The organism is Raineyella sp. W15-4 (assembly GCF_033170155.1).
Lineage (GTDB): Bacteria > Actinomycetota > Actinomycetes > Propionibacteriales > Propionibacteriaceae > Raineyella.
Genome location: NZ_CP137079.1, coordinates 188,867 through 215,609 on the forward strand (window position 1 = coordinate 188,867; position 26,743 = coordinate 215,609).

The following is a 26,743-nucleotide window of genomic DNA, read 5'->3' on the forward strand; positions in this document are numbered from 1 at the left end:
CCGGGATCGCAGCTGATCAGGGATGGTTGGTTGTGGTGGTGGTTGTGTTTTGAGAACTTCATAGTGGACGCGAGCATCTTTGTAGATTTTTCTTGATATTTGTGTTGGGAAAGCTACTAAGGGCGATCGGTGGATGCCTTGGCACCAAGAGCCGATGAAGGACGCGGTAACCTGCGATAAGCCCCGGGGAGTTGGTAAACGAGCGGTGATCCGGGGGTGTCCGAATAGGGAAACCTTGAATGTCTCCAGTCATGTGGAGCAGCCTCTACCTGAATGTATAGGGTAGTGGGAGGGAACGTGGGGAAGTGAAACATCTCAGTACCCATAGGAAGAGAAAACAATAGTGATTCCGTTAGTAGTGGCGAGCGAACGCGGATGAGGCCAAACTGCGTGTGTGTGATAGCTGACAGGTGTTGCATGCGTGGGGTTGTGGGGCTCGACTTGATCCGGCTGTTGACGGGTCGTGGAGTCAGAAATGTGTGGTGAAGTCGAAGGATTCTGGGAAGGTCCGGCAGAGTAGGTAAGACCCCTGTAGACGTAAGCTGCGCACTCCATTGTCGGGTTCCCAAGTAGCACGGGACTCCTGGAATTTCGTGTGAATCTGGCGGGACCACCCGCTAAGCCTGAATACTCCTTGGTGACCGATAGCGGATCAGTACCGTGAGGGAATGGTGAAAAGTACCCCGGGAGGGGAGTGAAATAGTACCTGAAACCGGTCGCCTACAAGCCGTCGGAGCCTTCTTTGGGGGGTGACGGCGTGCCTATTGAAAAATGAGCCTGCGAGTTAGTGGTGTGTGGCGAGGTTAACCCGTGTGGGGGAGTCGTAGCGAAAGCGAGTCCGATAAGGGCGTTGAGTCGCATGCTCTAGACCCGAAGCGTAGTGATCTATCCATGGCCAGGTTGAAGCGTCGGTAAGACGTCGTGGAGGACCGAACCCACCTAGGTTGAAAACTGGGGGGATGAGCTGTGGATAGGGGTGAAAGGCCAATCAAACTACGTGATAGCTGGTTCTCCCCGAAATGCATTTAGGTGCAGCGTCGCGTGTTTCTTCCCGGAGGTAGAGCACTGGATGGTCTAGGGGGCCTACAAGCTTACCGAAATCAGCCAAACTCCGAATGCCGGTGAAGTGAGAGCGTGGCAGTGAGACAGTGGGGGATAAGCTTCATTGTCGAGAGGGAAACAGCCCAGATCATCAGCTAAGGCCCCTAAGCGGCTACTGAGTGGAAAAGGATGTGGAGTTGCGGTGACAACCAGGAGGTTGGCTTGGAAGCAGCCATCCTTGAAAGAGTGCGTAATAGCTCACTGGTCAAGTGATTCTGCGCCGACAATTCAGCGGGGCTAAGTAGTCCGCCGAAGCTGTGGCATTCACATTTTTGTGGATGGGTAGGGGAGCGTCGTGCGTGTGGTGAAGCAGTCGGGTGACCGGGTGTGGAGTGCGTGCGAGTGAGATGCAGGCATGAGTAGCGAATGACGGGTGAGAAACCCGTCCGCCGAATATCCAAGGGTTCCAGGGTCAAGCTAATCTGCCCTGGGTAAGTCGGGACCTAAGGCGAGGCCGACAGGCGTAGTCGATGGACAACGGGTTGATATTCCCGTACCGGTGTAATGGCGCCCCTGCCGAGGCGCGCGATGCTGAGCACGGAAGCCGTGCCCATGGCTGCCTTCGGGTGGTGTGGGTGGGGTGACTCTGCGACCCAGACGTGTAGTAGGCAAGCTACGGAGTGACGCAGGAAGGTAGCCCATCCTGGGCGGTGGTTGTCCCAGGGTAAAGGTGTAGGACGGGGTGTAGGTAAATCCGTGCCCCGCGGTGTCTGAGACCTGATGCCACTGCCACACTTGGTGTGGTGGTGTGGGTGATCCTCGGCTGCCGAGAAAAGCTTCGTGAGCGATGTCATGAGCCGCCCGTACCCGAAACCGACACAGGTGGATGAGTAGAGAATACTAAGGCGATCGAGAGAATCGTGGTTAAGGAACTCGGCAAAATACCCCCGTAACTTCGGGATAAGGGGGGCGGGAGGCGTGACCCTGCCTGGCGTGGGGGAGCGTTGATGGCCGCAGAGACCAGGCCCAAGCGACTGTTTATCAAAAACACAGGTCCGTGCGAAGTCGTAAGACGAGGTATACGGACTGACTCCTGCCCGGTGCTGGAAGGTTAAGGGGACGTGTCAACTTCGGTGAAGCACTGAACTTAAGCCCCAGTAAACGGCGGTGGTAACTATAACCATCCTAAGGTAGCGAAATTCCTTGTCGGGTAAGTTCCGACCTGCACGAATGGAGTAACGACTCGGGCACTGTCTCAACCACGAACTCGGTGAAATTGCATTACGAGTAAAGATGCTCGTTACGCGCAGCAGGACGGAAAGACCCCGGGACCTTTACTATAGTTTGGTATTGGTGATCGGTACAGCTTGTGTAGGATAGGTGGGAGACGTTGAAGCGGTCACGCCAGTGATTGTGGAGTCATTGTTGAAATACCACTGGTTGTTGTTCTGGTTATCTAACCTCGGACCATGATCTGGTTCAGGGACAGTGCCTGATGGGTAGTTTGACTGGGGCGGTCGCCTCCCAAAGAGTAACGGAGGCGCCCAAAGGTTCCCTCAGCCTGGTTGGCAATCAGGTGTCGAGTGTAAGTGCACAAGGGAGCTTGACTGTGAGACCGACGGGTCGAGCAGGGACGAAAGTCGGGACTAGTGATCTGACGGTGTGTGGAAGCGCCGTCACTCAACGGATAAAAGGTACCCCGGGGATAACAGGCTGATCTTGCCCGAGCGTCCATAGCGACGGCATGGTTTGGCACCTCGATGTCGGCTCGTCGCATCCTGGGGCTGGAGTCGGTCCCAAGGGTTGGGCTGTTCGCCCATTAAAGCGGCACGCGAGCTGGGTTCAGAACGTCGTGAGACAGTTCGGTCCCTATCCGCTGCGCGCGTAGGAGTCTTGAGAAGGGCTGTCCTTAGTACGAGAGGACCGGGACGGACCAACCTCTGGTGTGCCAGTTGTCCTGCCCAGGGCATGGCTGGTTGGCTACGTTGGGGAGTGATAACCGCTGAAAGCATCTAAGCGGGAAGCACGCTTCAAGATGAGGACTCCCACTTTTGGTAAGGCCCCCAGTAGACGACTGGGTTGATAGGTCGGATGTGGAAGCCTGGTAACGGGTGGAGCTGACCGATACTAATAGGCCGAGGGCTTACCCCAAACACACAAGACTTTCCTGTGAAGATTGTTCGCGTCCACTATGTTGTTCCCGGAACACAAACACCGTTCCTGACACCCCACCCCCGGCCTGTCCAGGCTGGTAGATCCAGCCTGTCCGGGTTGGCGGGTGGGGGACAGTTGAATAGTGGTACTGTTTCGACAGTGTTACGGTGATCATGGCGGAAGGGAAATACCCGGCCACATTCCGAACCCGGAAGTCAAGCCTTCCAGCGCCGATGGTACTGCACACGGGAGTGTGTGGGAGACTAGGACATCGCCGGACAACACACACCATTCCAGGTGTGACAGAGCGGGGCGCTACCCCTGTACAGGGGTATCCCCGCTCCGCATGTCCCGACAGCCCCCAGGGGTGACTTGGAGATCATCGAGGCGGTGACTTGGAGATCGTCGAGGCTGCCGTCTCCTTGTCTCCCGGAGTATGACGCGGGGCTCCGAGGCCACGTCATGACGCATTGCTCCAGGCGCGACGGCGAAGCGCGGCGTCCACGCCAATCGGGCGTTCCGAAACTGACGACCGGCGGGAATAGGCACCGGGGAGGGCCCGTTGAGGGGGTGATTCAAGGATCAATTATCCTCAAGGAGTCTCATGCCCACCACCATCCTGGTCATCTTCGGCAGCACGCGTCAGGCCCGCAACGGCCGAAGCATCGCCGAAGCGATCGCCGCCACCCTGTCCGAGGATCCCGAGGTCGTGGTCGATCTGGCCGACCTCGCCGAGACCACCATCCCACTGGACGCCGAGCCGTGGCACCCGCGGATGGGCCAGTACCAGCAGCCCAACACCAAGGCTTGGTCGCAGCGCGTCGTCGCCGCTGACGCGGTCTTGCTGGTGACCCCCGAGTACAACGGTGGGTACCCCGCCGGCGTGAAGAACGCCCTTGACGCGCTCGCCACCGAATGGGTCGGCAAGCCCTTTGCCGTCGCCACCTACGGCGCCCGTGGCGGTACCCGCGCTTTCAAGCAGGTATCGGAGATCATCACCAACCTGCGGGCCGACCTGGTCGACGTCGAGCCGGGGCTGCGCCTGAGTTTTGCCCAGGGGGATCTGAACGAGCAGATGCGCCTGGTGAATCCGGCAGGCTTCGTCGAGCGCTACCGTGACGCCGTGCTCGCCACCGGGACGGAACTCGTCACCCGCGCCGGAGCGGAGCCGGCGGCCGAACTGGCGTGACGTACGCTCCCGACCCGGACATTCCGGGCCAGGGGACGCCATCCGGTCACCGGGTCGTGTCGGGCGGCCAGTCCACCTTGAAGGTCACGACGTGAAGGTCACGACGTGAGGGCCACGACGATCTTCCCGGTGGCGTGACCGCGCTCGATCTCGGCGTACGCCTCCGCGGCGTGGGAGAACGGCTCGGTGCGGATCAACGGTCGCACTGCTCCGTCGACGACCAGTTGGGCGGCGGTGGCGTACGCCTCGCGGGTCCTCCGCCTGGTCACGCCGCCGCCACCCACCTGACCGGCTTGGACGGGGTCGGCGATGCTCACCACCTGGGTCTCGTCCCCACACAGGTCGAGGGCCCCATGGAGCACGTCCCCACCGACCATGTCGAGCAGCGCGACCACCGGGGCGCCGGCCGCCGCCCGGACGCGTTCGACCCAGCCGTCGCCGCTGGCCACCGGTACTGCTCCGAGGCCCGCCACCAGGTCCTGCTTGCCCGCCGAGGCGACGCCGACGACCCGTACGCGACGCGACGCCGCGAGCTGGCAGGCGGCCGACCCGACCCCACCGCCCGCGCCGATGACGACGAAAACGTCCCCCGCGGAGAGGATCAGGTGATCGAGGATGTCCAGCGCAGTGCCGACGGCCACGGGGACACAGGCCGCCTGGACGAGGGACAGCGTGGGCGGGACCGGGACGGCGTCCGCCGCGTCGAGCAGGGTGTAGTCCGCCAGGCTCCCGACCCCGGCGCTCGGGCTGCCGAACACGACGTCGCCCACGGTGAAGTCTGCCACGTCCGCGGCGAGGGCGACGACGGTGCCGGCCAGCTCCCGACCCGTCGCCATCGGGAACTCCACGTCGAACACCCCGGCCCGCTTCCCCGCCCGGACCTTGATGTCGGCCGGGTTGAGTCCGCAGGCGAGGACCCGCACCAGCAGCTGGCCCGGCCCGGGCGTCGGGACGGGCGCCGAGTAGTACTCCAGCACCTCGGGACCGCCGTACCGCGCGAACCCGAACGCTCGCATCGTCGCCGGGGCCGCGGAAGTGCCGGCGGTGGCGGGGAAGGACGCGTCCATGGTGCCTCCAGACAGACCGCTCCGGCCGGTAGCCGGAGCCGCGGGATGAATCCAACGTACGGCGCCGTCCGGTCTCTGTCGATGGAATCGCGAGACGTCCGTCGCCGGACCGAGCGCGCCCGGTGGTGGGAGCGGGTCGCGCCGGTCCTCACACAGCGGACCCGGGTGGGCGCCCCCGCACGGCGCCCACCCGGGTCCTGTCGTCCCCCCGCCGGATCAGGCCTGGGTGTCCGCCAGGGCCCGCAGGTCGTCCGGGGCGGCATCCAGCAGCCCGCGGTTGCGCAGCAGCGGGATGACGTTCTCGCCGAACCAGTACGACTCCTCCAGGTTCGGGTAGCCCGAGAAGATGAACTCGTCGATGCCGATCCGGTGGTATTCCTCGATCCGGTCGGCCACCTCCTCGTGGCTGCCGACCAAGGCGGTGCCGGCGTGCCCGCGCGCCAGGCCGATGCCGGCCCACACGTTCGGGTAGATCTCGAGGTTGTCGTCCTTGCTGTCGCCGTGCAGCGCCAGCATCCGCTGCTGGCCCACCGAGGTGTTGCGGTGCAGCAGCTCCTGGGTGCGTCGGATGTCCTCGGGGTCGAGCGCGTCGAGGAAGCGCTGCGCCTCCGCCCAGGCGTCCGCCGAGGTGTCCCGGGTGAAGACGTGGAAGCGGATGCCGAACCGGATCCGGTCGCCGCGACCCGCCTGCTCCGCCTCGGCCCGCACCCGGTCGATCTTCTCCTTCGCCTGGGCCGGCGGCTCGCCCCAGGTGAGGTAGACGTCGGCGTGCCGCCCCGCCACCGGCAGTGCGGCGTCGCTGGAACCGCCGAAGTAGAGCGGCGGCACCGGATCGGGGGCGGCCAGGATGCCGGCCTCGCGGATCCGGTAGTGCTCCCCCTCGAAGCTGTACGGCTCGCCGGACCAGACGCCCTTGACGATCTGGAGGAACTCGTCGGTGCGGGCGTACCGCTCGTCCTTGGTCAGCCAGTCGCCGAACCGCGGTTGCTCGTGGTCGTCCCCGGTCACCACGTTGAGCAGCAGCCGGCCGCGGGACTGACGCTGCAGGGTCGCAGCCATCTGGGCCGACAGGGTCGGCGACATCAGGCCGGGCCGGAACGCCACCAGGAACTTGAGCCGCTCGGTCTCCCGGGCCAGGGCGGCGGCGGTCAGCCAGGCGTCCTCGCAGACCGTGCCGGTGGGGGTGAGCACCGCGGTGAAGCCCAGCGCGTCGGCGGCCCGGGCCTGCTGGGCCAGGTACTCGATGTCGGGCTCCCGGAAGCCGGCCGGACGGGCGCCGGGGATCCCTGCGGTGCCGCCCGCGCTGGGGAAGACGCCGTGGGCGGTGGCGGCGCCCCGGGGGATCGGGCGGATGTCGCCGCTGGAGGTGAGGAACCAATGGAGACTGATGGACATGCTCAGGCCTTTCCGAGGACGGCGCTGACCGCCGCGTCGTAGCGGTGGTCGACGATGGTGCTGAAGTCGAATGAGGAGGGGATGAACCCGCCGGCCGCCAGCGCGTCGGTGAGCTTCTGGGAGCTGCTGATGACCTCCTGGTCCAGCGTGATCGGATTCTTGACCGAGCGCTGGGCCTGCACCGTGGTGGCGGCCAGGCTCAGCCCGGTCTCGGTGGCGTAGACCTTCGCCCACTCGTCCTGGTGGGTGGCTGACCACTGGTAGGCCTTGGCCGACCTCACCACCAGGTCCTCGATGGCGGCGTTCTTGCCGGCATCGGCGAGCGACTTGTTCGAGGCCACCTGGAAGCCGAGGCCGTTGACGAGTCCCTCGCCGCTCAGCAGGATCCGGGCGCCGATCTCCTGTTCCGCGGCTGCGGTGTACGGATCCCACACCACCCAGGCGTCGGCGGCCCCGTTCTTCAGCGCGGCGTAGCCGTCCGAGGGCGCCACGTACGAGATGTTCACGTCGCTCGGCTTGAGGCCGGCCTGATTGAGCGCCAGCAGCAGGTGACCGTGGGCGCTGCTGCCCTTGGCCACCGCGATGGTCTTGCCCTTGAGGTCGTTCAGCGTCGTGGCCGGGGAATCCTTGCGCACCAGGATCGCGTCTCCCTTGCCGTTGTAGCGGCTGGCCGAGACGATCGACACCGGTGACTTCGCCGCACCGGCGAAGATCGGCGGCGTGTTGCCGACCGTGCCGACATCGATCGCGCCGGAGGCGGCGGCCTCCAGCAGTGGCGGGCCGGAGGTGAACGTCGACCACTCGATCGCGTATGGCAGGTCCTTGTCCTGCCCGGCCGCCTTGAGCAGGGTCTGCAGCCCGGCCTTCTGGTCGCCGACCTTCAGGGTGACCTTCGCCAGGTCGGCGGAGCTCACCGGTCCGGGCGTCGGGACCGTACGCTGGCTCGTGGTGGCCTGGGCCCCGCTGCAGGCGGCGAGCAGGGCGCTCAGCAACAGTGCGGTCAGGGCCAGCGGGCCGCGGGTGCGGAGGTGGCGTAGGGCACCGCGCCGCCGGTCGGCGTGCGCTCGGACGAGGCGCTCAGTCATGGTGGGTCACTCCCAGATGGGTCAGGATCTGCTCACGCAGGTCGGCGGTCACCCCGCGGGTACGGGGGCGGACGGTGGGGTTGCGGTGGTCGGCGTGGATGTGGCCGTCGCGCAGGACGAGCAGCCGGTCGGCGAGTCGCACCGCCTCGTCCACGTCGTGGGTGACCAGCAGCACGGCGAAGCCGTGGCGCCGCCACAGCTCCTCCAGGACCTCGTGCATGGCCAGCCGGGTGAGGGCGTCCAGAGCGCCGAACGGTTCGTCGAGCAGGAGCAGGGCCGGCTCGCGGACCAGGGCCCGGGCCAGCGAGACCCGCTGGGCCTGGCCGCCGGACAGCGTGGCCGGCCAGCGCTCGGCGTACCCGGCGAGGTCGACCTCGGCCAGCGCCGCCTCGGCCCGTTCCCGGGTGGCGGTCGCTCGGGGCAGCCCCAGCACGACGTTCTGCCAGACCCGGCGCCACGGCAGCAGTCGCGGTTGCTGGAAGGCGACCGAGGCGGCACCGGTGACCTGTACGTCACCCGTCGCCTCCGGATCGAGCCCGGCCACGGCGCGCAGCAGGGTCGACTTACCGGAGCCGGAACGGCCGAGGAGGGCGACGAACTCGCCGGGGTGGATGTCGAGATCCAGCTCGTCCAGGACGGTGGTGTTGCCGAAGCTCCGGGTGAGGGAGCGCAGCGAGACGGCGGTGACGTCGGAGCCGGTCGGGGTGGTGGTGATCGGGCCGGTGGCGATCGGGCCTGCGGTCGGGCTGAGGGTGCTCATCGGAGCACCGTCCCGGCACGCCAGGCGAGGATGCGGTGTTCGGCGGCCCGGACGATCCCGTCGGAGACCAGGCCGAGCACGGCGTACACCACCAGGCCGACCACGATGACGTCGGTCTGCAGGAAGTCGCGGGCGTTGTTGATCATGTAGCCGAGACCGGCGTTGGCGTTGACCTGTTCGGAGACGATCAGGGTGAGCCACGCGATGGCCAGGGCCTGGCGCAGCGCCACCAGCATCGGCGCCGTCACCGACGGGAACACGACCTCGCGGAGCGTACGCCACCCGCCGAGCCCGTTGACCGCAGCCACCTCGAGCAGGGCCCGGTCGACGCCGCGCACCGCGCTGTGCAGGTTCAGGTAGATCGGGAACATCACGCCCAGCGCGATCAGCAGCACCTTGGGGAACTCGCCGATCCCGAACCAGAGGATGAACAGTGGCACCAGCCCCAGGTGGGGCAGCGTACGCAGCGCCTGCAGCGGCGGGTCGAGCAACGCGTCACCCCACCGGGACAGTCCGGTGGCCAGGCCGAGTGCGGTGCCGGCGAGCAACCCGGTGGCCAGGCCGAGCCCGACCCGGCCGAGGGAGACCCCCAGGGCCTCGACCAGTTGGCCGGTGACCAGCAGGTGCCAGGCGGTCACGGCGATGGTGGCCGGGGAGGCCAGGACGTCCGCGGGGAGCGCGCCGGTGGAGCCGGCGAGCTGCCAGACGGCAAGGATCGCCACCAGGCTCAGCCAGCGCGGCGGGGCGAGGCGGGCGCGCCGCTTCGTGCCACGAGCGGACCCGGCCGCCCGGTCGGTGGCGGCGGGCGGGACTGTGGCGCCCGGCGCGGCGGGCGGTGGCGGCGCGGTCGCGAGCTCGGACAGGGTGGTGCTCATGTCACTCCTCGACAGGGATGGTGGCCAAGCGGGGCCGGTTGGTCGGACGCCGACCTGCCAGGGCCGATCTACCAGGGCTGGTGGTCCTCCCCGGTGGAGGACCCGGTGGGTGCGGTCGTCGTCGACGGTTCGACCCTAGGAGTCACTTATAAGCAGAGTCAATCCACAACTAAAGATATAGGAATACAATGTTGATTTGTCCCGCGGAACGGGACAGCCGTCGCCCGGGGGGCGCTCTGCCGGCTGGACGCCGCTGACTCTGCCGAGTCCGGCGACTCCGGCGTGCCTGGACGGGGACCGCGTTACCGTGGACACGAAGAGCCGTGCGACGAGGAGGTCGACATGAGCGACATCGTGGTCTGCTGCACCGACGGATCGATGGTCTCGCGGGACGCGATCGCGGCGGGACTGTCCCTGCTGGACCGGGAACGGTGGGAGGTCCAGGTGGTGACGGTGGTGCCGGACGTCATCGTCGATCCCGGCATGCCCGGGCCGATGCCGGCCGCGTCGTTCACCGCCGGCGTCGTCGTCTCGGATCCGGTGGCGGCCCGCCGGCAGGCCCTCGACACCGGCCAGGAGATCGCCACCGAGACCGCCGACCATCTCGGCCTGGGTCCGGAGTCGGTGCAGGTGCTGATCGGTCTGGCCGGCCCGGCGGTGGTCGAGCACGCCAGGGCGGTCGGCGCGGCGCTGGTCATCGCCGGCAGCCGGGGGTTCGGCGGTGCGGCGCGGTTCGTGCTCGGCTCGGTCTCCGACCATTTGGTCCGCCACGCTCCCTGCCCGGTCCTGGTCGGCGGCGAGGAGCTGTCGATGCCACCGGCCGGGCCGGTGGTGGTCTGCGTGGATGGCTCGGAGCGGTCGGTGCGGGCCGGGGCCGCGGTCGTGCCGCTGCTGGCCCGCGACCTCCCGCTCGCGGTGGCCACCGTGACCGCCCCGCGGACGGTCGCCGCCGAGGGCGCCTTCGAGGAGATGGCCGAACGGCGGCGGGCGGAGGAGGCGGAGCAGATCCTGGTGTCCGCGGCCACCGCGCTCGGGGTGCCGGACACCGAGTTCCTGTCCCTGACCGGTGCGAACGCCGCTGACGCGCTGGTGACGTTGGCCCGCGAGCAGCCGATCCGTGCGCTGGTGATCGGCTCGCGTGGTCATGGCGGGGTGGTCCGGGCCGTGCTCGGCTCGACCGCCGACCGGGTGCTCCGGGAGGCGCCGTGCCTGGTCTGTGTGGTGCCGGCGGACCGTCAGAACGCCACGCCGCGCCACAGCAGCACGGTGGCATAGGCCGTCGTCTCGTCGGTGCGGACCACGGAGGTGACCCGCCGGGCGACGGCCCGGCTGAGGTCGGGGTTGTGATGCACATCGACGAGCGCGGTCCTCGGCCGCGCCGTGCCCCGATGGTGCGCGGGCCCGGGCGGGGGTACCCAAGGGACTGCTTGCGACTCGGCTGACTGCAGCATGTCGAGCGGCGAAATCATTGGAGGGCACTCCGAACCGCACGCGTTGGACCCGCTCGGGTATAGAGTGCTCTCGCGCGATGCAGTTGACAGTGATGTCGACGATTGAACGACCCGGGGGGGGGCGGATGAAGTTCATTGTGGGGCTGCTGTACGGTGTCGGCTGTCTTCTAGCTATGTTCGCGATCGGGATTCCGGCGGGGATTCTCGTGGTGTTTGTGATACCCCCGGTTGCCCTGACATTGGCTCTTCCCTGCGGGCTGTATGGAATGGTCGGTTCGCGTAGACGGCCTGTCGAGTTCTTCGGGCCGGGTATCCTGGGTCGAACGCTTTTCCGGCAGAGTGATCGGTCGGACAAAGCCGCCTTCGGGCTTGATCCGGCGTGGCCGTCGTTCGCTCTGGCTCAGGTGGGCCCGGTGGGGAAGAACATCCTCGCGGCAGGCGAGCAGTGGGCGAGAGCGCTCAGTGCGTGGACCAAGAGGCCCGGGAAACCGGTCTGGTTCTGGTTCTGGTCTGTACTCTCGCCGATTGTGGTGGCCGCACTGCTCGCCGCGCTCTTCCTGCGGATCGGCGTGAGAGTCGTGTTCGTCGTCGTGTGGGCGGCCCAGCTGGTCCTCCTCCTCGGCGCCGCGCTTACCGTGGTGGTGCTGCGGGCCGCAGACCGGAGCGTCCGGGTACTGCGGGGAGGACAGGCCTCCTGTCCTCAGCCCTCGTGCTACCACGTGTCGGACATCCCGAGTTTCGCCTGCCCGTCGTGCGGAGTCCTCCATCACGACGTACGCCCGGGGCCACTGGGTGTGCTGGCGCGTCGATGCAGGTGCGGGCAACTGCTGCCGACCACGGTGACGCTCGCCTCGCGCAGACTCCGAGCTCTCTGCGCCAACTGTGGCGAGCCGCTCAGCGTCGGTGCCGCCAGCATGAAGGAGATCAGGATTCCGGTCTTCGGCAGTGTGGCGTCGGGGAAGTCGAGGTTCCTCTGGATGGCCGTCGAATCACTGGCGGTCGAGGCGCGGGCGAACAGAGCGGCCGTCACGCCCGTTGGTGAGGAGGCCGAGCGTTGGGAGACCATGGTGGACCAGGTGATTCGGCCCCAGAAACAGACTTTGCGTACACAGCCGGGGAGCGCGGTGACCGGAGCGGTGTTCCAGGTCGCCCAGCCCAAGGGTGCGCCGTTCCGCCTGCAACTCTTCGACGCCCCCGGAGAGTCCTTCCAGAATGCCCAGGACAACGCCGAACTCGCCTTCCTTGACCGGGCCCACGGAATGGTGCTGATCATTGACCCGTTCACGATTCCACGATTCCGTGACGAGCTGTCGCAGAGATTTCCGGAGCTGGTCTCCGAAGCTGTTCCGGCGGAACTGAGTCCCGAGGAATCGTATGACGTCACGGAGCAGCGTCTACTCACCTACGGGGTGAACCTGCAGAAGAAACGTCTCGCCATTGTCATGGTGAAGATGGACCTATTCATGCGGAGCGGAATGGCGCCGGCGCGGTGGGGGTGGGGCGCGGGCACCGAGATCCGGTCCTGGTTGGTGGGCGACGCGGATCTCTACAATCTCGTCCGCCGTGCCGAGATAGCCTTCGGAGACGTGGCGTACTTCGCCACGTCCTCATTCGATCTCCCGGTTGCTGGGGATCCGCGGCGGACGAGTCTGCCGCTGGAGTGGCTGGCGGACTCGTTCGGGGCGAGGCTGGTCACTGCTGGGCCGGGGCCTGGTTCCACTGACACGACGACACGGAGACGTTCGCCGCTGGTTGCAGCTGCTTCACATCGGGGCGACGGTCATGAGTGAGCCGGGTGCAAGTACCGAAGGGCGTACCCGCCTACCGGTCAGCTACCTTGCACATCGGCTCCTTCTGGTGGTGGTGCTCTGTGCCGTGGCGGCCGCGGGCGGCCGGGCTCTGTTCTTGAGCACGTTCCCGGCCACCGGGATCTCGTTCGTCTCACACATCGTCGAGCAGGTCACAGCATGGAGCTGGGGGTGGTTGCCATGGTGATGCCGAAACCACCGGTGACCACGAGCTTTGTGATCGGTGCCGCGCTCGGGGTGGTGGCCTTCTTCGGAAGTGGACACCTGCCGAGCATGTCCGCCCTGTCCAAGGGATCGCCCCGGCCTTCTGCCCAGAGATCGTACGGTCCCTACCGGAGTGTCACGAATGAGAAGCTCTGGGTCAGATCGGCTCCCAACACCGAGGCCGAGATCGCGGCGGAGATCAGCCCCGACGCATCGGTCTACGTCACCTGCTGGACCTCGGGGGAGACCGTCTCTGGCCGACGGGGCACCTCGAGCGACTGGCTGAAGGTGGTGTCCCCGGGGAGCGGGTACGCCTCCGCCGCGTTCCTGACCGTCAACAGGGGGGATGTCCCGCAATGCTGACCTTTGTTCACATGCTTCAGTTCCGATGCACTCGAAGCAACCGACGGAAGATGACAGAAGGTGGAACCGATGACTGCGGATGACTCTTCGGACCTCAACGTCGCAGATCAGGGCTCGGAATCGGCAGGGCGGCCCGAGGGAGTGCTCGCCGGCAACGGGACTGTTGCACCATCGGGCACCGCGGCGCCCGATGAGCACCAGGACGCGCTCACCGACCGACTGCGGGACCTCACTAGCGAAGTGGCCCGGCTGACCGGGGTCGTGGAGCGCTTCCACGACCGCGCGGAGCACTTGGAACGCATGAATCGCAGCATGCATGAGGAGATCGAGACCCTGCGTCGGGGCGAGGCACAAGAGCTCCTGAAGCCGGTCATCAACCAGTTGGCCGACCTCGTCATCCGGCTGCGGCTGCAGTCCTCGCAGCTCGTCGCGTCGATGTCGGCCGACGAGGCGGGGAAGATGTTGGAGGCCTACCTGCCGGTGGTCCTCGACATCCTGGGCCAGCTGGGTGTCGAGAGCTACACACCGGAGGTGGGCGACACCTTCGACCGCATCACCCAACGGGCCGTGAGGCGGATCGATTCGCCCCATCCCGAGCAGGACCGCACGGTGCTCCGGGTCCAGGCACCCGGCTTCATCCTCGCCGGGGCGGACCGCCCGCTTCGGCCCGCGGAGGTCCATGTGGCACGGTTCGTCGAGAAGGCCGCCGCCCCGGCTTCGGGTCCTCCTGACCCCCAGGCGGTTCAGGAGCGGACGTCACCTGTCCAGGACCGTACGCCGATGAACTCGCCGACCGCCGCGGGTCCTCGCCGCGCGGTCGAGCCGTGGGCCTTCGAGACCCCGCCGGAGGCCCTGAGGGAGCCGGTCCTCCCGGTTCCTTTCCCGGGAGATATCGCACAGCCGTTCTCTCCCTCCCCCAACGACCAGCAAGGAGACCGGGCATGACGACATACGGAATCGATCTCGGGACCACATACTCCTCCGTCGCCTATATCGACGACCACGGAGAGCCGTCCATCGTGCCTAACTCTCTCAACTCGGCCTCCACCACACCCTCCGTCGTCTTTTTCGAGTCGGCGGACAATGTCGTGGTCGGCCAGACGGCCAAGGACACGTCAGTCTCCGAGGCGGAGAGCGTGGTCGCTCTCGTCAAGCGGGACATGGGGCTCGACCGGAACTGGGAGTTCCACGGCAAGGCCTACACGCCGGAATCCATCTCCGCCGTCATCCTCCGCTCACTGGCCGATGACGCATCCTTGGTCCGCGGTGACGAGGTGTCGCAGGTCGTCATCACCGTGCCGGCATACTTCGGGATTCGCGAGAAGCAGGCCACCCGTGACGCCGGCGCGATCGCCGGACTCGACGTCAAGGCGATCATCCCGGAGCCTGTTGCGGCAGCCCTGCACTACGGGGTGACGGATGACGCCGAGGAATCCACCATCCTCGTCTACGACCTCGGCGGTGGAACCTTCGACACCACGGTCCTCAGGAGCACACCCGGTCGTCTCGAAGTCCTCGTGGTCCAAGGTGATCACCAGCTGGGCGGGGCCGACTGGGACGACCGGCTCAAGGACATCCTCCTGGAGAAATTCGCCGCCGAGGTCGGCGAGGATACCGCCGCCGAGGCAGCGGATGACGAGGCGTTCCTCGGCGTCCTGTTCACCGCGACCGAGCAGACCAAGAAGCAGCTCACGCAGGCTATGTCCCGGCCGGTTTCCCTCTTCCACCGCTCGGCGAGCGCGCGTGTGGAGGTCACTCGTGAAGAGTTCGAGGAGCATACGCGGGACCTCCTCGATCGCACCGTCGCCCTGACCCGGATCACACTGGAGGATCTGGAGGCGAAAGCGCCGGGGACGACCATCGACACGGTGCTTCTCGTCGGCGGGTCATCGAGGATGCCCCAGGTCACGCGGGCCCTCGGCGAGATGTTTACGTGCGACGTCAAGCTCCACGATCCCGATCTCGCCGTCGCGAAGGGCGCCGCCGTCTTCGCGGCGCTCGGTGATGAGCTGGAGTGGACGAACCAGTACGGCGACGACAATGATGGGACGGGTGCTGCTCCGGTGGGTGGCCGTACTCGGGCGTTGGGGGGAGCCATGGGCGGCGGTGCGGTGCAGGTCATTACCGTGCTGCCCAAGGCCATCGGCGTGCGCATGGTCGATACGTCGGTCGACCCGTGGGAGCCGTACGTTCTCCACATCGCCATGCCGCAGCAGGCGCTCCCGTTCCAGGCAGAGACCGTGATGGCGGCCACCGCCTCGGCGGAGATGACCGAGATCCCGATCGAGCTCTACGAACAGGCCGGGCAGCACCCGAGCGAGCGCCTCGACGACAACCGGCTGCTCGAGGGCGGCGAGGGCGTGATCGGTGGCCTTCCGCCGCTGCCGAAGGGATCCCCGGTCCGTATCGACCTGAGCATCGACGAGGAGGGGCTGATCCACCTCGAGGCGGAGGAGACCACGCACGGGACCGAGCTGCGGATGCAGCTCCAGCTCGCCAATCTCGGGCAGGAAGAGGTCGCTGCTGCCAAGCAGCAGATCCAGGGCCTCACGATCGGCGCCTGATGCAGCTCGACGACACCCAGTACCTACACGACGTGATCGGCCCCCTTGCCAAGGGCCTGCGGTCGGACGAGGATCTGGACTTCATCTACCTGCTGCGAGACTCGATGAGCGGTCGGGAGATCGTCGAGACCGTCCGCGCGGTGGAGGCGATCTGGTCGCGGAAGGGCACCGGGCGCGGGCGGTCTGCCACGAAGGTGGCTGCGCTCCAGCGTTCGGTTCCCCTCCGGGTCGAGAAGGTCGCGGGGACGCTGGGCGTCGCCGGGGGGCGGTCTGCCCACTATGCCGAGGAGTTCTGGGTCAAGTACCACGCCTCGGCAGCGGCGGCCCACCGGGCCGCCGCGGAGGCTCTGACCACGACGTTGACGCTCCAGTTCGGTGGGATCGGTGCGCTGACCCGGGACCGTCTCGATGCCATGGTGGCGGCTTTTCCGCAGTATCAGTCCCTTCCTGAACGGGTCCTGACGGAGGCGGTGGCGAAGGCCGGGCTGTCCCTGGTCGACGTGGCCGTTCTGCCGGCCGGTGCCCCGGAGGTGTCCGCGCCGAAGGATCTTCTCCAGCAGCTGGAGGAGGCGAAGGCGCCCAGCATCTACCATGCGGTGTTCCCGACGCTGGCGACGTTCCAGGTGCTCGGAGAGTTCCGCGGTGTCACTGCCGACGGCCGTGAGGTCGCCCTGTCGACGCAGGCGATCGAGCAGCGTGGGCGTGAGGTGAAGCGTGGAGATGTCAACGACCGGACACTGACGGCGCTCGATCATCTACTCGGGCAGCTGGTGACCAGCGGACGGCAGGGGAAGGATCTCGACCGGGTCTTCTTCACCGCTTTCATCCGAGCGCTCGAGGGCAAGGTCGGCGCGGGGCAGGTCGCGATGCTCGACCAGCTGATGGGACTGGGCCTCGACCGGATCGAGGGGGCCCGGATCGTCCTGTCGCTCGATGCCGAGGCCGGGCCTCGGCGCGGCGCCGACGAGGTCGAATCGGCGCTGGCGAGCGGAGAGCTGAGGAGCGCCCGCCGGGTGCTCGCTGCCCTACCGTCGTCCACGCCTGGACTGGACGACCTCGAGACCCGCGTCAAGGAAGCCGAGTCCGCGGTCGACTCGGCGGTCGCCGAGGCTCGACGCGCCCTGGCCGCGGGGGACCTGGCGAAGGCTGCCGCTGCCTTCACGACCGCGGCGACGCTGGCCGCCGACGACGAGCAGCTCACCGCAGAGATTGCTGCGCTGCCCCCGGGGGCGCCCACTCGGCTGACAGCGGCCGCCGAGTACGGCCGGGGGGCCGCGCAGGTGGTCCTGACCTGGTCACCGGGCCCGCTGACACCCTCGGACGCCACCTACGCGATCGTGTCGCGCAGGGACCGTGTCCCCCTCCACCCCGGGGACGGCGACGTGGTCGAATCCGGATCGACCAGCGCCGAGGTGGCGACCGGGGCCTCCGGCATCACCCTCCATGTCGCGGTGTTCGCCAAGGGAGGCGGCGCATGGTCGCAGGGTGCCGCCATCAGCGTCGACATCGCGCCTCCGGTGGCCGGTTTCGCGCTGCAGGGACGGGACGGGGCGGTGCGAGGCACCTGGGTGCATCCTTCCGCCGCGCGGAGCGTACGTGTGTGTCGTGACGACGTCGATGTACGTCTCGAGGGGCCCGGGGCGTTCGTGGAGAAGGACCTGGATCCGGGCACCAGAATCATCTACACCATCCGGGCCTACTACCGGATGCCGGACGGCCGGACGGTCAGCTCGCCGGTGGTGTCCGCCGCCATCCAGCCACTGAAGGATGTGGCCCCGCTGGCCGCGCTGGACGTGCGAGCGGATCCGGACCGCGGCGGCGGGTATGTCCTGGTGGAATGGGTCTCCCCGGACCGAGCGCCGGTCACCATCGTCCGGACCCGGGATGAGCCGTCGATGCGGATCGGAGCGCTCGTCCCCGAGGAGCGACTAACGACGTCGGGTGAACGTCTGGTCGGAACTGTCCGGCAGGTGTCGAGGGACCGGTATGCGCTGACGGCGAAGCTGCCGACCGGCCATTGGTTCCTGAGCGCGTTCTCCTTGGGGCCCTCGGGATATGTCGCCGGCGCGCGGGCCGAAACGATGGTGATCCCCGGCATCGAGCAGGTGGACGTCCAACGGGCCGGCTCGGAGGTGCGGCTCACCTGGGACTGGCCGGAGGGCGTCCACAACGCCCAGATCGAATGGCGGGCGGCGGGTGGGGCCGGAACGACAACGATCGATCGGCACACGATGCGGGCCGACGGCGGGTGGCGGGTGCGGAGCGGTCCCGGGCCGATGGACGTGGTGATCTCCGCGATTCATGACCAGGCGGGCCGACGGTGGCTGTCGGCACCGTACCGAGACCATATTCCTGGTGCCGCGGCCACCTGTGCCTACAGTGTGCGCCACGCGATCCTGGGGAACAAAGTGAGCGTGACTTTCCGGCACGACTCCGGCGGCGGCATCCGGGGTGATGTGGAGGTCGTCGTACGACCGGGGCAGGTCATGCCGGTCGGACCGGAAGGGGCGACAGTGCTCGGGACGGTGTCGCTGGACCTGTCTCCCGGTGCGGAGACCAGCTGTGATTTCACTATCCCGCACCACCTCCGCAAGCCCCTGTGGGTGTGTGCATTCCTCGGACCGGGGGCGGGCTTCACGCTGCGGCCGCTGACGACGAAGGGCATGAAGAAGTGATCCTGACATCGAAGACCTGTGTGTGTCCTTTCTGCTATTTCCCGGTCGAGCTCGACCGGATCATGTTCCAGTGCGAGGGGCGCCAGGCCCCCGGTCGTACGCCGTGTGAACCGGGTGACGACGACGAGCAGGCGAAGCAGCGCTACGAGATGACCGGTTCGTCCGAGCCGATCATGAAGGTCTTCGGACCCGACGAACACCACAAGCATTTCCGGTCGGGCGACCGGATGGCCTGCCCGTCCTGCGGGGGGATGTCCGGCATCCGGGTGTGCCACAACTGTTACACGCAGCTGCCGCCGGCGTTCGGGGCGGGGGCCAGCCCGATGATCGGCATGGTCGGGGCCAAGGCATCCGGCAAGACGGTCTACATGTCCGTGCTGGTGAACGAGCTGCAGAAGCGGATCGGGCAGCGCTTCCAGGCCTCGATCACCTTCTTCGGCGGCATGCGTCCCGGTATCGGTTTCGGGGAGAAGAACTGGCTGAGGCAGTACCAGGACTCGCTGTACAACGCCGGGGTGCTGCCGCCACAGACCCAGGCAGCCTCCGGTCGGGTCCAATACCGTGAACCGCTGGTGGTGACCTGGCAACAGCAGGGTCGTTCGGTCGCCGGGCGGGACAGGGTCAAGAGCATCACCATGTCGCTGCTCGACAGTGCCGGAGAGGACTTCAACGACATGGAGCGCGTCCGCAGCCAGCACTACCTCGGATCGGCAGACGCCCTCATCGTGATCCTCGATCCGTTCCAATGCCCCGCCCACCACGATCTGCCCGGCCGTGACTCCGACGATCCGGAACCGCCGGTGGATGTGCTCCGCAGGGTTGCCGACATGCTGAGGGAACGACACGGGATCTCCGCGACGAAGAAGATCCCCGTCCCCATCGCCGCCGTGTTCTCGAAGATGGACGCCTTCTATCAGGTGCTCCCCGATGGCAATCCGGTCAAGGATGTAGGACGGCTGGGATCTGCTTATGACGAGGTGGACGGCAGGAACGTCCATGACCACGTCGAGGCACTTCTGGAGGAATGGGGAAGCTCCGACATCACCACCTACCTGCGCCTGAATTTCAAGACGTTCCGGTACTTCGGGGTCTCCGCCCTCGGCAGCGAGCCGGACTACTCCACGGAACAGCTCTCCAGACCACCGATTCCGCACCGCGTCGAGGACCCGCTGCTCTGGATCCTGTCGCAGCAGAAACTGATTCCGAGGGTGAACTGAGATGTTCGACCAGTTCGTCTACACGGACTGCCGCGCGGGCCAGGGGCTCGGCGGGGGAGGGGGCCTCCAATTCCAGGCCTGTACCGAAGGCCTTCCAGAGGACGCGCTCCGAGCTGCCATGCCCAGCGCCATCTACAAGGTCCACGAACCGTGGATGCTGACCGCGCCACCGACTCCCGCGGACCGCTATCCCCGGTACAGCGTTCATCTCCCCCTCGGCGGCCGCTGGTACACGGGGAGAGGCCGCTACCTCGGCCGCGCTGTGGCCAGTGCCCGTGAAGGGAACCACCTCACCCACATCCTGACCACCACCTCCGCCGAGGATTACACCCACTTCCGGCCTGCCGAGGTGTGCAGCCTCCCGGTATGGCGGGAGACACCGGCGCCCGAGCAGCGAATGCCCGGGGTCGAGCTGCGCGCGGAGGACGCGCCGCTGGGGATCGCGGAGGCGGTGGAGATCGTCCGCCGGACGCCCCACGGTCCGGACCATCTTGCGGCGATCGTGACTGCGATGGAGGATCCCGACCTAAGGGTGGCCATCCGGACCGACTCCGAGCAGGAGGCGCTGGCCTGGTTCCTCGCGATCACCGCGCAGTTTCCGATCACCCAGTCGCTGGAGATCGGCTTTGAGGCCTTCGTCGGTGACCCTTATGCGTCGCCGGCTCGCCTCGTCGGCGTGTACGCCTCGTGGAGTCGTCCCTTCGGCGGTCGTCGTACGCCAAGGCTGTGCGCTGTGGACCTCGTGGAGGGCACGATCAACGTCGACGGCACGGATCCGGACGCGGAATGGACGGTCCGACAGTGGTGCGACGGGCGGGCCGATGACGTCGATGACGCGCTCGACCTACTGGACTCCTGGGGCATGACGATGTCTGCCGCGGCACAGGTTGCGGTCAACGCCGTGGGGCTCGGACGACCGCTCGAGACGACGGAGGCGGTGGAGAAGTACCTCACTTTCCTGGAGGGCCTGGCGCCGGAGATCCTCGCGAACAACCAGCGGTCCCTGGCGGCTCCGCTGCTTGCCGCCCGGGACGACGCCTCGGATGGCGCGCTCGTACGACGTGGACTGGAGCTCCTGCTGCCGGGCGGCGCCACCCCCGCCACCGACGCCATCATGTCGTCCGTCATCCAGGCGTGGTCCCGCGTCGCCCGCAGCGGGCGCGGATGGCCGGGAACCGCTTATCCCCAGGGCTTCGCCTGGTCGACCGGGCGGATGCCGGAGCGGATCACGACCGGCCTCGTCTCCCTGCTTGACGCCGCCGACCCGGCCACCCAGCTGTCCGTGCTGACCTGGCTCGAGCTGTCTGGCACCGATCTGCGTGTGCCGTCCTCGGTCCTCTCCGGCCTCGCAGGCTGGTGGTTCCAGAACCCGTCGCAGGCAGAGGCGATGGCGCATGCGGCGCACTACTTCACGATTCGTGACCACCTGATCGATGAACAGCTGGTGCCGGCCATCGTCCGGGCGGACGCACCGGAGCGGCTCCGCCTCGGACAGATCTGGCATCCGGTACTGGCCGACCTGGAGATCGTGTCCTTCGAAGCCCCCCTGGAGCGATGCCTGGCTCCCTACCGGTACCGGGACGCGTCACCGGCCACCCGGCAATTCCTGATCGACCTTCTCGCCAGGAGCATGCCGTGGCTGAAGGTGAACCGGCTGGGATGGGCATGGTTCTTCGCGGTCCCGCCGGATCCCGCTGACCTGGCTCGGCTGGTGACCGCGCTCGGATACACAGCCGACCCGGAACTGTTGGAATACGCCGACAAGATCCTCGAGGCCACGCTGAGAAGCACATCGTCCTCGGGTGCCCACCCGCTCGCCGAGGCGCTCCTGGCGTCCCGGGCCACCCGACTCAGCCCCGACAGCGCTGCCTTCGTCACGAGGGTGAAGGACGCGCAGTGGGCGATGAGGACTCTCGAGTCCCGCTCCGCCGACAGCGAACTGGTCCAGCAGGCCCTGCAGATCCTCACTGAGGAGTCCGAGGCGCAGCCGAGTGCGCTCCCGGAGACGACTCAGCTTGCCATCCACCTGTGGCAGTGGAATCCTGCGCTGGTCGGGGCCTACCTGTCCAGACCCAGGGACGATCAGTTCGCCGGTCTGATCAGTTTCGTCGAACAGGAGTGGCGACGGGATGCGCGCCGCCGGAACAGGACGTTTCTGCATGCCCTGTACGTGCTGAACGCGGGTGATCGTGACCTGCATCGAGAGTATTCGCAGGCGCTGCGAACGGCACTTGCGACGGCCGTGGAGCGACTCTCCGAGGAGGAGTATCAAGGCGTACGCCGAGCGGTCTTCGAGGACGGGGCGGCCGGAGACAAATGGCTGGAGGCATGGGACCAACTGGTGAAGTCAGTGGGAGCCGGTCGCAGGATGCCGAGTCCGGAATCCGGCCGTGTACGGGCAAAGGAGCTGCCCCTCGAGCCCGACGCTCCGGAAGGCCGCTGGTGGAAACGACGGAAGTGAGGGCTGCCTGTTCGATCGATCGGGCCGGAGCCAGCTCGGCACGGAGGGGCACCTCCCTCGTCCTCAAGGGAACCGCGGATCGGAACGGTGAGGCATGACCAAGAACACGGACCTGGTGCTCGGGATCGACCTGGGCACCACCTACTCGGTGGTGGCGATCCACCAGCAGGGCGATCCACTGGTCGTCCCTGATCCCATCACCGGATCCTTCCGAGTGCCCTCGGTCATCCAATTCAGCGGGGACACAGTGATCGTCGGCCAGATGGCGAAGGACGCACTCATCACCCATCCCGACTCCGTCGTGGAACTCGTCAAGCGGAGCATGGGTACCGACCGGGTCTTCGGTTTCGCGGGGCGGACTCTCGGCCCCGAGCTCATCTCGTCGCTGATCCTCAGCAGTCTGGTCAACAACGCCCGGACCTGTGCCGGGGTCGGGCCCGGCGTACCGGTCAAGGCGGTGATCACCGTGCCCGCCTACTTCGGGACCGCGGAACGGGAAGCCACCCACATCGCCGGCGAACTGGCCGGGCTCGACGTCCTGGACCTGGTGGCCGAGCCCGTGGCTGCTGCCGCCGCGTTCGGGGACACCGGGGCGGTCCGTCGGATCCTGGTCTACGACCTCGGCGGGGGAACCTTCGACGTGACCGTCCTCAAGAGCCGCCGGAGCGGCGTGACCGTGATGTCGACGGGTGGCGACTCGGCACTCGGGGGAGCGGACTGGGACAGTCGGCTCATCGACATGGTCGGGACCCGATTTCTCACGACGATCGGCGCCGATGAGGAGACCCGAGAGGACTTCTGGGACGACCAGGAGGCCATGGCCCGGCTCGCTCTGGCCGCCACCTCGCTCAAAGAGAACCTGACCGCCAGGGTGACCGCCCGCGTGACGGTGTCGTGGCGGGGACACACAGAGACGATCGTCGTGGAGCGGGGTGAATTCGAGGCTGCGACGTCCGACCTGGTGGCGCGGACGCTCGACACCACCCGTCAGGCACTGACCGATTCAGGTCTCGGGGAAGGCCCGCTGATCGACGAGGTGATCCTCGTCGGCGGCTCGTCCAGGATGCCGATGATCCCGGCCGCGCTCGGCCAGAAGTTGGGTGTCTCACCGCGCCTGGTCGACCCCGACCTGGTGGTCGCCAAGGGCGCCGCCATCATCGCCGGGACACTGACCGCGAAGAGCCCCACGCGGGCCGACTACCGGTCTGTCGTGCCCCGATCGTTGGGTGTTCTCCTGCATGACTCGTACGACCCGCAGGCACGACGGCAGATCGTGCAGCACATCATCGATCGTAATACCGCCCTTCCCGCCCATGCCACAGCGCGGTTCGCGACAATCGTACGAGGGCAACCTACGGTACACCTGCAGGTGATGGAGCAGGCTGGCCAGATGCCCTCTCCGGAGCCCCAGCACAACCGGCGGGTCATCGACGCCCAGCTCACCGTCACCGCGGAACTGCCTGCGGGGTCCCCGATCGACGTGGCGCTGGATGTCGCGGTCGATGGGCGAATCACGGTGAGCGGCACCGAACCGACCAGCGGCAGCCGGGTCGAGCTGGAGTACTACCTCGACCAGGTCACCGAGGGCCGGAGCCTGACCGCCCAGCGGGAGTCCCTGAGCGGAATCACCGTGGCGCAGTGAACCGGGCTCAGCAGCAGGTCGCGGAGAGAGGACAGTCATGTCGGAGCCATGGGTGAGACGGGAGTTCGGAGACGCAGGGCTGACGCAATATCCGCCCGGGCCGGCCTTGGAGGCATGGGCGGCTCGGTTCTCCGGGACGGTGATCCTCTGCATCGACTGCAGCGGCTCCATGTTCGGAGCTCCGTTGGCCGACGCCAAGGAGGGGGCCCGGGAGTTCGTCGCCACGGGGCTCGCCGAAAATTACTCGGTCGGGATCGTATTCTGGAACAGCAGAGTCGAGTGTCTGCATGAGCCGTCGCGGGCGCGTAAGTCCTTGGAGGAATTCCTGTCCAAGGGGCAAGCGTCGGGAGGAAACGACCTGATCCCTTGTCTGGAGCACGTCCATTCGGTGCTCGGGCCCCTCGAGGGAGACCGGGTCTGCGCGATCTTCGGCGACGGGGACATCAGCCCTGAGTCCGCCGTGTTGACGAAGGTGGGGCTGATGAAGGCAGAGGGGATCCGCTTCGTGACGAGGGGCCTGGGGTCGTGGTCCGACCAGCAATTCCAGAAACTCGAGACGGGCTCCCCGACGGGACCTTCCCCGTCGGCCGGCTCTCGGGTCATCTATGAATCGGCCGGCGAAGCCGTCCGATCGATGTCGGCTGCCCTGACAGCCGTACGGAGGCGAACCCAGACCTGAGCAGGCGCACCGAGCCGAGCCGGACGGGCCGACACCGATCCGATCCGGCAGGGTCAGACGGCGTACGCCTCAGTCTCGGTATCCGGCTCCACCGGTACCTCGGCGTCCGGTGCGGCGGGGGCGGCCGGCGCTTCCTCGGTCCCGGTCTCGGTCCCGGTGTCGCGCCGCGGTTCGAACCCGACGGTCGGTGGCTTCGGGGTCGTTCCGAGGAACGGGATTACCAGGTCCATCGGCAACGGGAAGACGATGGTGGAGTTGTGGTCGGCGCCGATCTCGAGCAGCGTCTGCAGGTAGCGCAGCTGGAGTGAGGCGGGGCTGGCGGATAGGGTTTCGGCGGCCTTGCGCAGTTCCGTCGAGGCCTGCAGCTCACCGTGGGCGTTGATCACCTTGGCCCGACGTTCCCGCTCGGCCTCGGCCTGCCGCGCCATCGCGCGCTGCATGCCCTCGGGCAGCTCGACGTCCTTGATCTCCACGACGCGCACCTCGACGCCCCAGGGCTTCGTCCGCTCGTCCATCCGGGCTCGTAGGTCGATGTTGAGGTCCTCGCGGTGGGCCAGCAGACGGTCGAGATCGACCCGGCCGAGCAGCGACCGCAGGGTGGTCTGGGCGATCTGGGACGTGGCGACCTGGAACTGTTCCACCTCGAGGATCGCTCGCGCTGGGTCGATCACCCGGAACAGTACGACGGCGTTCACTCTGGCAGAGACGTTGTCGCTGGTGATGATCTCCTGGGTCGGGATGGTGTGGGTGATCACGCGCATGTCGACCCGGACCAGCCGGTCGACGAAGGGGATCAGGAAGCGCAGCCCGGCGTTGTAGATGGGCCGCACCCGGCCCAGCCGGAAGACGATACCGCGTTGGTACTCCGGGAGGACCCGGATCGAGGCCGCCAGCAGTAGCAGGGCCAGGATGATGACGAGGATGAGGACGATGGTTCCGCTGGTCATCTGATGTCCTAGGTTTCAGGGCCCCCGGATGGGGTCCTGCTCAATTGTTCCACCGGGCCGTGCCATCGGACGGGTCCCGTCGTGGCGCCGTCTTGGGGTCTCCTCAGGGCTCCGGGTCCCCGGCGCGGCCGAGGTCATCGGCGCCTTGGAGGTCGACGGTGCCTTGGAAATAGACCAGGTCCGCCACCGGCCGGTAGCCCAGCCGCTCGTTCACCGCGATCATCGGGCCGTTGGACGATGCGTTGCTCGTCACCAGCTGGTGGACGCCGGGCTCGTCCGCGAGCAGCCAGCGCATCATCTCGGTCTTGAGCACCAGCCCGAGGCGGTGACCGCGGTGGGCGCCGGCGACGGCGGTGTCGAGCTGGATCGCCGCGGTGGGATCCTCGGCGTCGACCAGTACCTTGGTGTGGCCGGCGAGCTCGCCCGAGTCGCGCCGCCGGGCGATCACCCGGTACGGGCGCCAGCCGCCGGCGAGCTGGGCCGTCTCGGCCTCGCGGATCCGCTGCACCGGGAACACCTCGGGTTCCCAGACCAGGTCGTCGGTGGGGGCGTCGTTGATCACTCCGGTCAGTTCGGCGAGCGGGGCGAGCAGGGGTTCGGGGGTCGCCCCGGCGAGGCGGAGCAGTTCGTAGTCGCCGGCGTACGGCACCGCCTCCGCGGTCAGGTCCGTCAGCGTCGCCGGGGCGATCCGGTCCAGCTCGAGCAGCCGGGTCGTCTCGCGGTAGACCTCCCGGAAGCCGGCTCCGGTGCCGAGCCGTTGCGCGGCCGGGGTGTCGTACGCCTCGAGCGTGAGGTGGGTGAGGTGGTGGCGCCGGGCCTCCGCGAGCAGGTCCCGCAGGCCGGTGCGCCCATGGCCGCGGCGGCGGTGCCGCGGGTCGACGATGAGCCGTGCCCAGCCGACCGAGGGGTTGTCCCAGTGGCTGACGAACAGCTCGGCCACCCCGACCGCCGGGCCGTCGCCGGTCCGCAGCAGGTAGGCGGTGGCCGGCTCTCCCTCCAGCCCGTGGCGGACGAGCATCCGGTGCCGATAGGGCGTGATGGGGTGTTCCCACGGGGCGTCGACCCGGCCGGCCGCCCGCAGGATCGCGCAGGCCTCGGCGATCGCATCGTCGTCGCGGTGGTCGTACCTGGACAGTGTCATGTCACCCAGTGTCGGTGACGACGTG

Annotated in this window: 17 protein-coding genes, 2 rRNA genes and 1 pseudogene; 13 read left to right on the forward strand and 7 right to left on the reverse strand. The window is 67.4% G+C overall.

Annotated elements, in window-relative coordinates:
• Positions 1-106: 106 nt before the first annotated feature.
• The 3 genes from R0145_RS00840 (at position 107) to R0145_RS00850 (ending at position 4,384) form a co-directional block, all read left to right on the forward strand.
• Positions 107-3,192, forward strand: a 23S ribosomal RNA gene (locus R0145_RS00840).
• A 166-nt stretch (positions 3,193-3,358) separates the two neighbouring features.
• Positions 3,359-3,475: ribosomal RNA gene (rrf, locus tag R0145_RS00845) — 5S ribosomal RNA — on the forward strand.
• 324 nt (positions 3,476-3,799) lie between these two features.
• Complete coding sequence (locus tag R0145_RS00850) at positions 3,800-4,384, forward strand: NAD(P)H-dependent oxidoreductase (protein ID WP_317838545.1); 585 nt, start codon at positions 3,800-3,802, stop codon at positions 4,382-4,384.
• Positions 4,385-4,482: 98 nt separating this feature from the next.
• Here the strand turns inward: R0145_RS00850 and R0145_RS00855 are convergent, their stop codons facing one another.
• The 5 genes from R0145_RS00855 to R0145_RS00875 form a co-directional block, all read right to left on the reverse strand.
• Positions 4,483-5,451 (reverse strand): NADP-dependent oxidoreductase, encoded by a 969-nt coding sequence (locus R0145_RS00855; RefSeq protein ID WP_317838546.1) that lies wholly within the window; start codon positions 5,449-5,451, stop codon positions 4,483-4,485.
• 216 nt (positions 5,452-5,667) lie between these two features.
• Positions 5,668-6,846, reverse strand: a complete 1,179-nt coding sequence (locus tag R0145_RS00860; protein WP_317838547.1) for an LLM class flavin-dependent oxidoreductase — start codon at positions 6,844-6,846, stop codon at positions 5,668-5,670.
• A 2-nt stretch (positions 6,847-6,848) separates the two neighbouring features.
• The gene (locus R0145_RS00865) at positions 6,849-7,931 is read right to left on the reverse strand and encodes an ABC transporter substrate-binding protein (protein WP_317838548.1); all 1,083 of its coding nucleotides are present in this window, start codon (positions 7,929-7,931) and stop codon (positions 6,849-6,851) included.
• A complete protein-coding gene (locus R0145_RS00870; protein ID WP_317838549.1) occupies positions 7,924-8,691 on the reverse strand; it encodes an ABC transporter ATP-binding protein in 768 nt (255 codons plus the stop codon). Before R0145_RS00870 ends, R0145_RS00865 begins: the two co-directional genes overlap by 8 nt.
• Complete coding sequence (locus R0145_RS00875; RefSeq protein ID WP_317838550.1) at positions 8,688-9,566, reverse strand: ABC transporter permease; 879 nt, start codon at positions 9,564-9,566, stop codon at positions 8,688-8,690. Before R0145_RS00875 ends, R0145_RS00870 begins: the two co-directional genes overlap by 4 nt.
• A 342-nt stretch (positions 9,567-9,908) precedes the next feature.
• On the opposite strand from R0145_RS00875, the gene R0145_RS00880 reads away from it, so the two are divergent.
• From R0145_RS00880 to R0145_RS00925, 10 genes are all read left to right on the forward strand, one after another.
• Positions 9,909-10,841 (forward strand): universal stress protein, encoded by a 933-nt coding sequence (locus R0145_RS00880; RefSeq protein ID WP_317838551.1) that lies wholly within the window; start codon positions 9,909-9,911, stop codon positions 10,839-10,841.
• A 301-nt stretch (positions 10,842-11,142) separates the two neighbouring features.
• Complete coding sequence (locus R0145_RS00885) at positions 11,143-12,807, forward strand: TRAFAC clade GTPase domain-containing protein (RefSeq protein ID WP_317838552.1); 1,665 nt, start codon at positions 11,143-11,145, stop codon at positions 12,805-12,807.
• Positions 12,808-13,026: 219 nt separating this feature from the next.
• Entirely contained in the window at positions 13,027-13,392 is a 366-nt protein-coding gene (locus R0145_RS00890; protein ID WP_317838553.1) for a hypothetical protein, read from the forward strand.
• Positions 13,393-13,461: 69 nt separating this feature from the next.
• Positions 13,462-14,337 (forward strand): nucleotide exchange factor GrpE, encoded by an 876-nt coding sequence (gene grpE, locus R0145_RS00895; protein ID WP_317838554.1) that lies wholly within the window; start codon positions 13,462-13,464, stop codon positions 14,335-14,337.
• Positions 14,334-15,956 carry an Hsp70 family protein gene (locus tag R0145_RS00900; protein ID WP_317840124.1) on the forward strand — a complete coding sequence of 541 codons (1,623 nt, stop codon included), beginning with the start codon at positions 14,334-14,336 and terminating at the stop codon, positions 15,954-15,956. Before grpE ends, R0145_RS00900 begins: the two co-directional genes overlap by 4 nt.
• Positions 15,956-18,631, forward strand: a complete 2,676-nt coding sequence (locus tag R0145_RS00905) for a hypothetical protein (RefSeq protein ID WP_317838555.1) — start codon at positions 15,956-15,958, stop codon at positions 18,629-18,631. Before R0145_RS00900 ends, R0145_RS00905 begins: the two co-directional genes overlap by 1 nt.
• A complete protein-coding gene (locus R0145_RS00910) occupies positions 18,628-19,848 on the forward strand; it encodes a TRAFAC clade GTPase domain-containing protein (protein WP_317838556.1) in 1,221 nt (406 codons plus the stop codon). The genes R0145_RS00905 and R0145_RS00910 overlap by 4 nt, the downstream gene beginning before the upstream one ends.
• Position 19,849: 1 nt before the next feature.
• A complete protein-coding gene (locus R0145_RS00915; RefSeq protein ID WP_317838557.1) occupies positions 19,850-22,309 on the forward strand; it encodes a hypothetical protein in 2,460 nt (819 codons plus the stop codon).
• 94 nt (positions 22,310-22,403) lie between these two features.
• Complete coding sequence (locus R0145_RS00920) at positions 22,404-23,951, forward strand: Hsp70 family protein (RefSeq protein ID WP_317838558.1); 1,548 nt, start codon at positions 22,404-22,406, stop codon at positions 23,949-23,951.
• A gap of 37 nt (positions 23,952-23,988) precedes the next feature.
• Complete coding sequence (locus tag R0145_RS00925) at positions 23,989-24,630, forward strand: vWA domain-containing protein (protein WP_317838559.1); 642 nt, start codon at positions 23,989-23,991, stop codon at positions 24,628-24,630.
• Between the two features lie 206 nt (positions 24,631-24,836).
• Here R0145_RS00925 and R0145_RS00930 read toward each other — a convergent pair.
• Together R0145_RS00930 and R0145_RS00935 are read right to left on the reverse strand one after the other, a co-directional pair.
• A pseudogene (locus R0145_RS00930) lies at positions 24,837-25,577 on the reverse strand (slipin family protein); the annotation flags it as partial.
• Positions 25,578-25,680: 103 nt separating this feature from the next.
• Entirely contained in the window at positions 25,681-26,718 is a 1,038-nt protein-coding gene (locus tag R0145_RS00935) for a GNAT family protein (RefSeq protein WP_317838560.1), read from the reverse strand.
• Positions 26,719-26,743 lie beyond the last annotated feature (25 nt).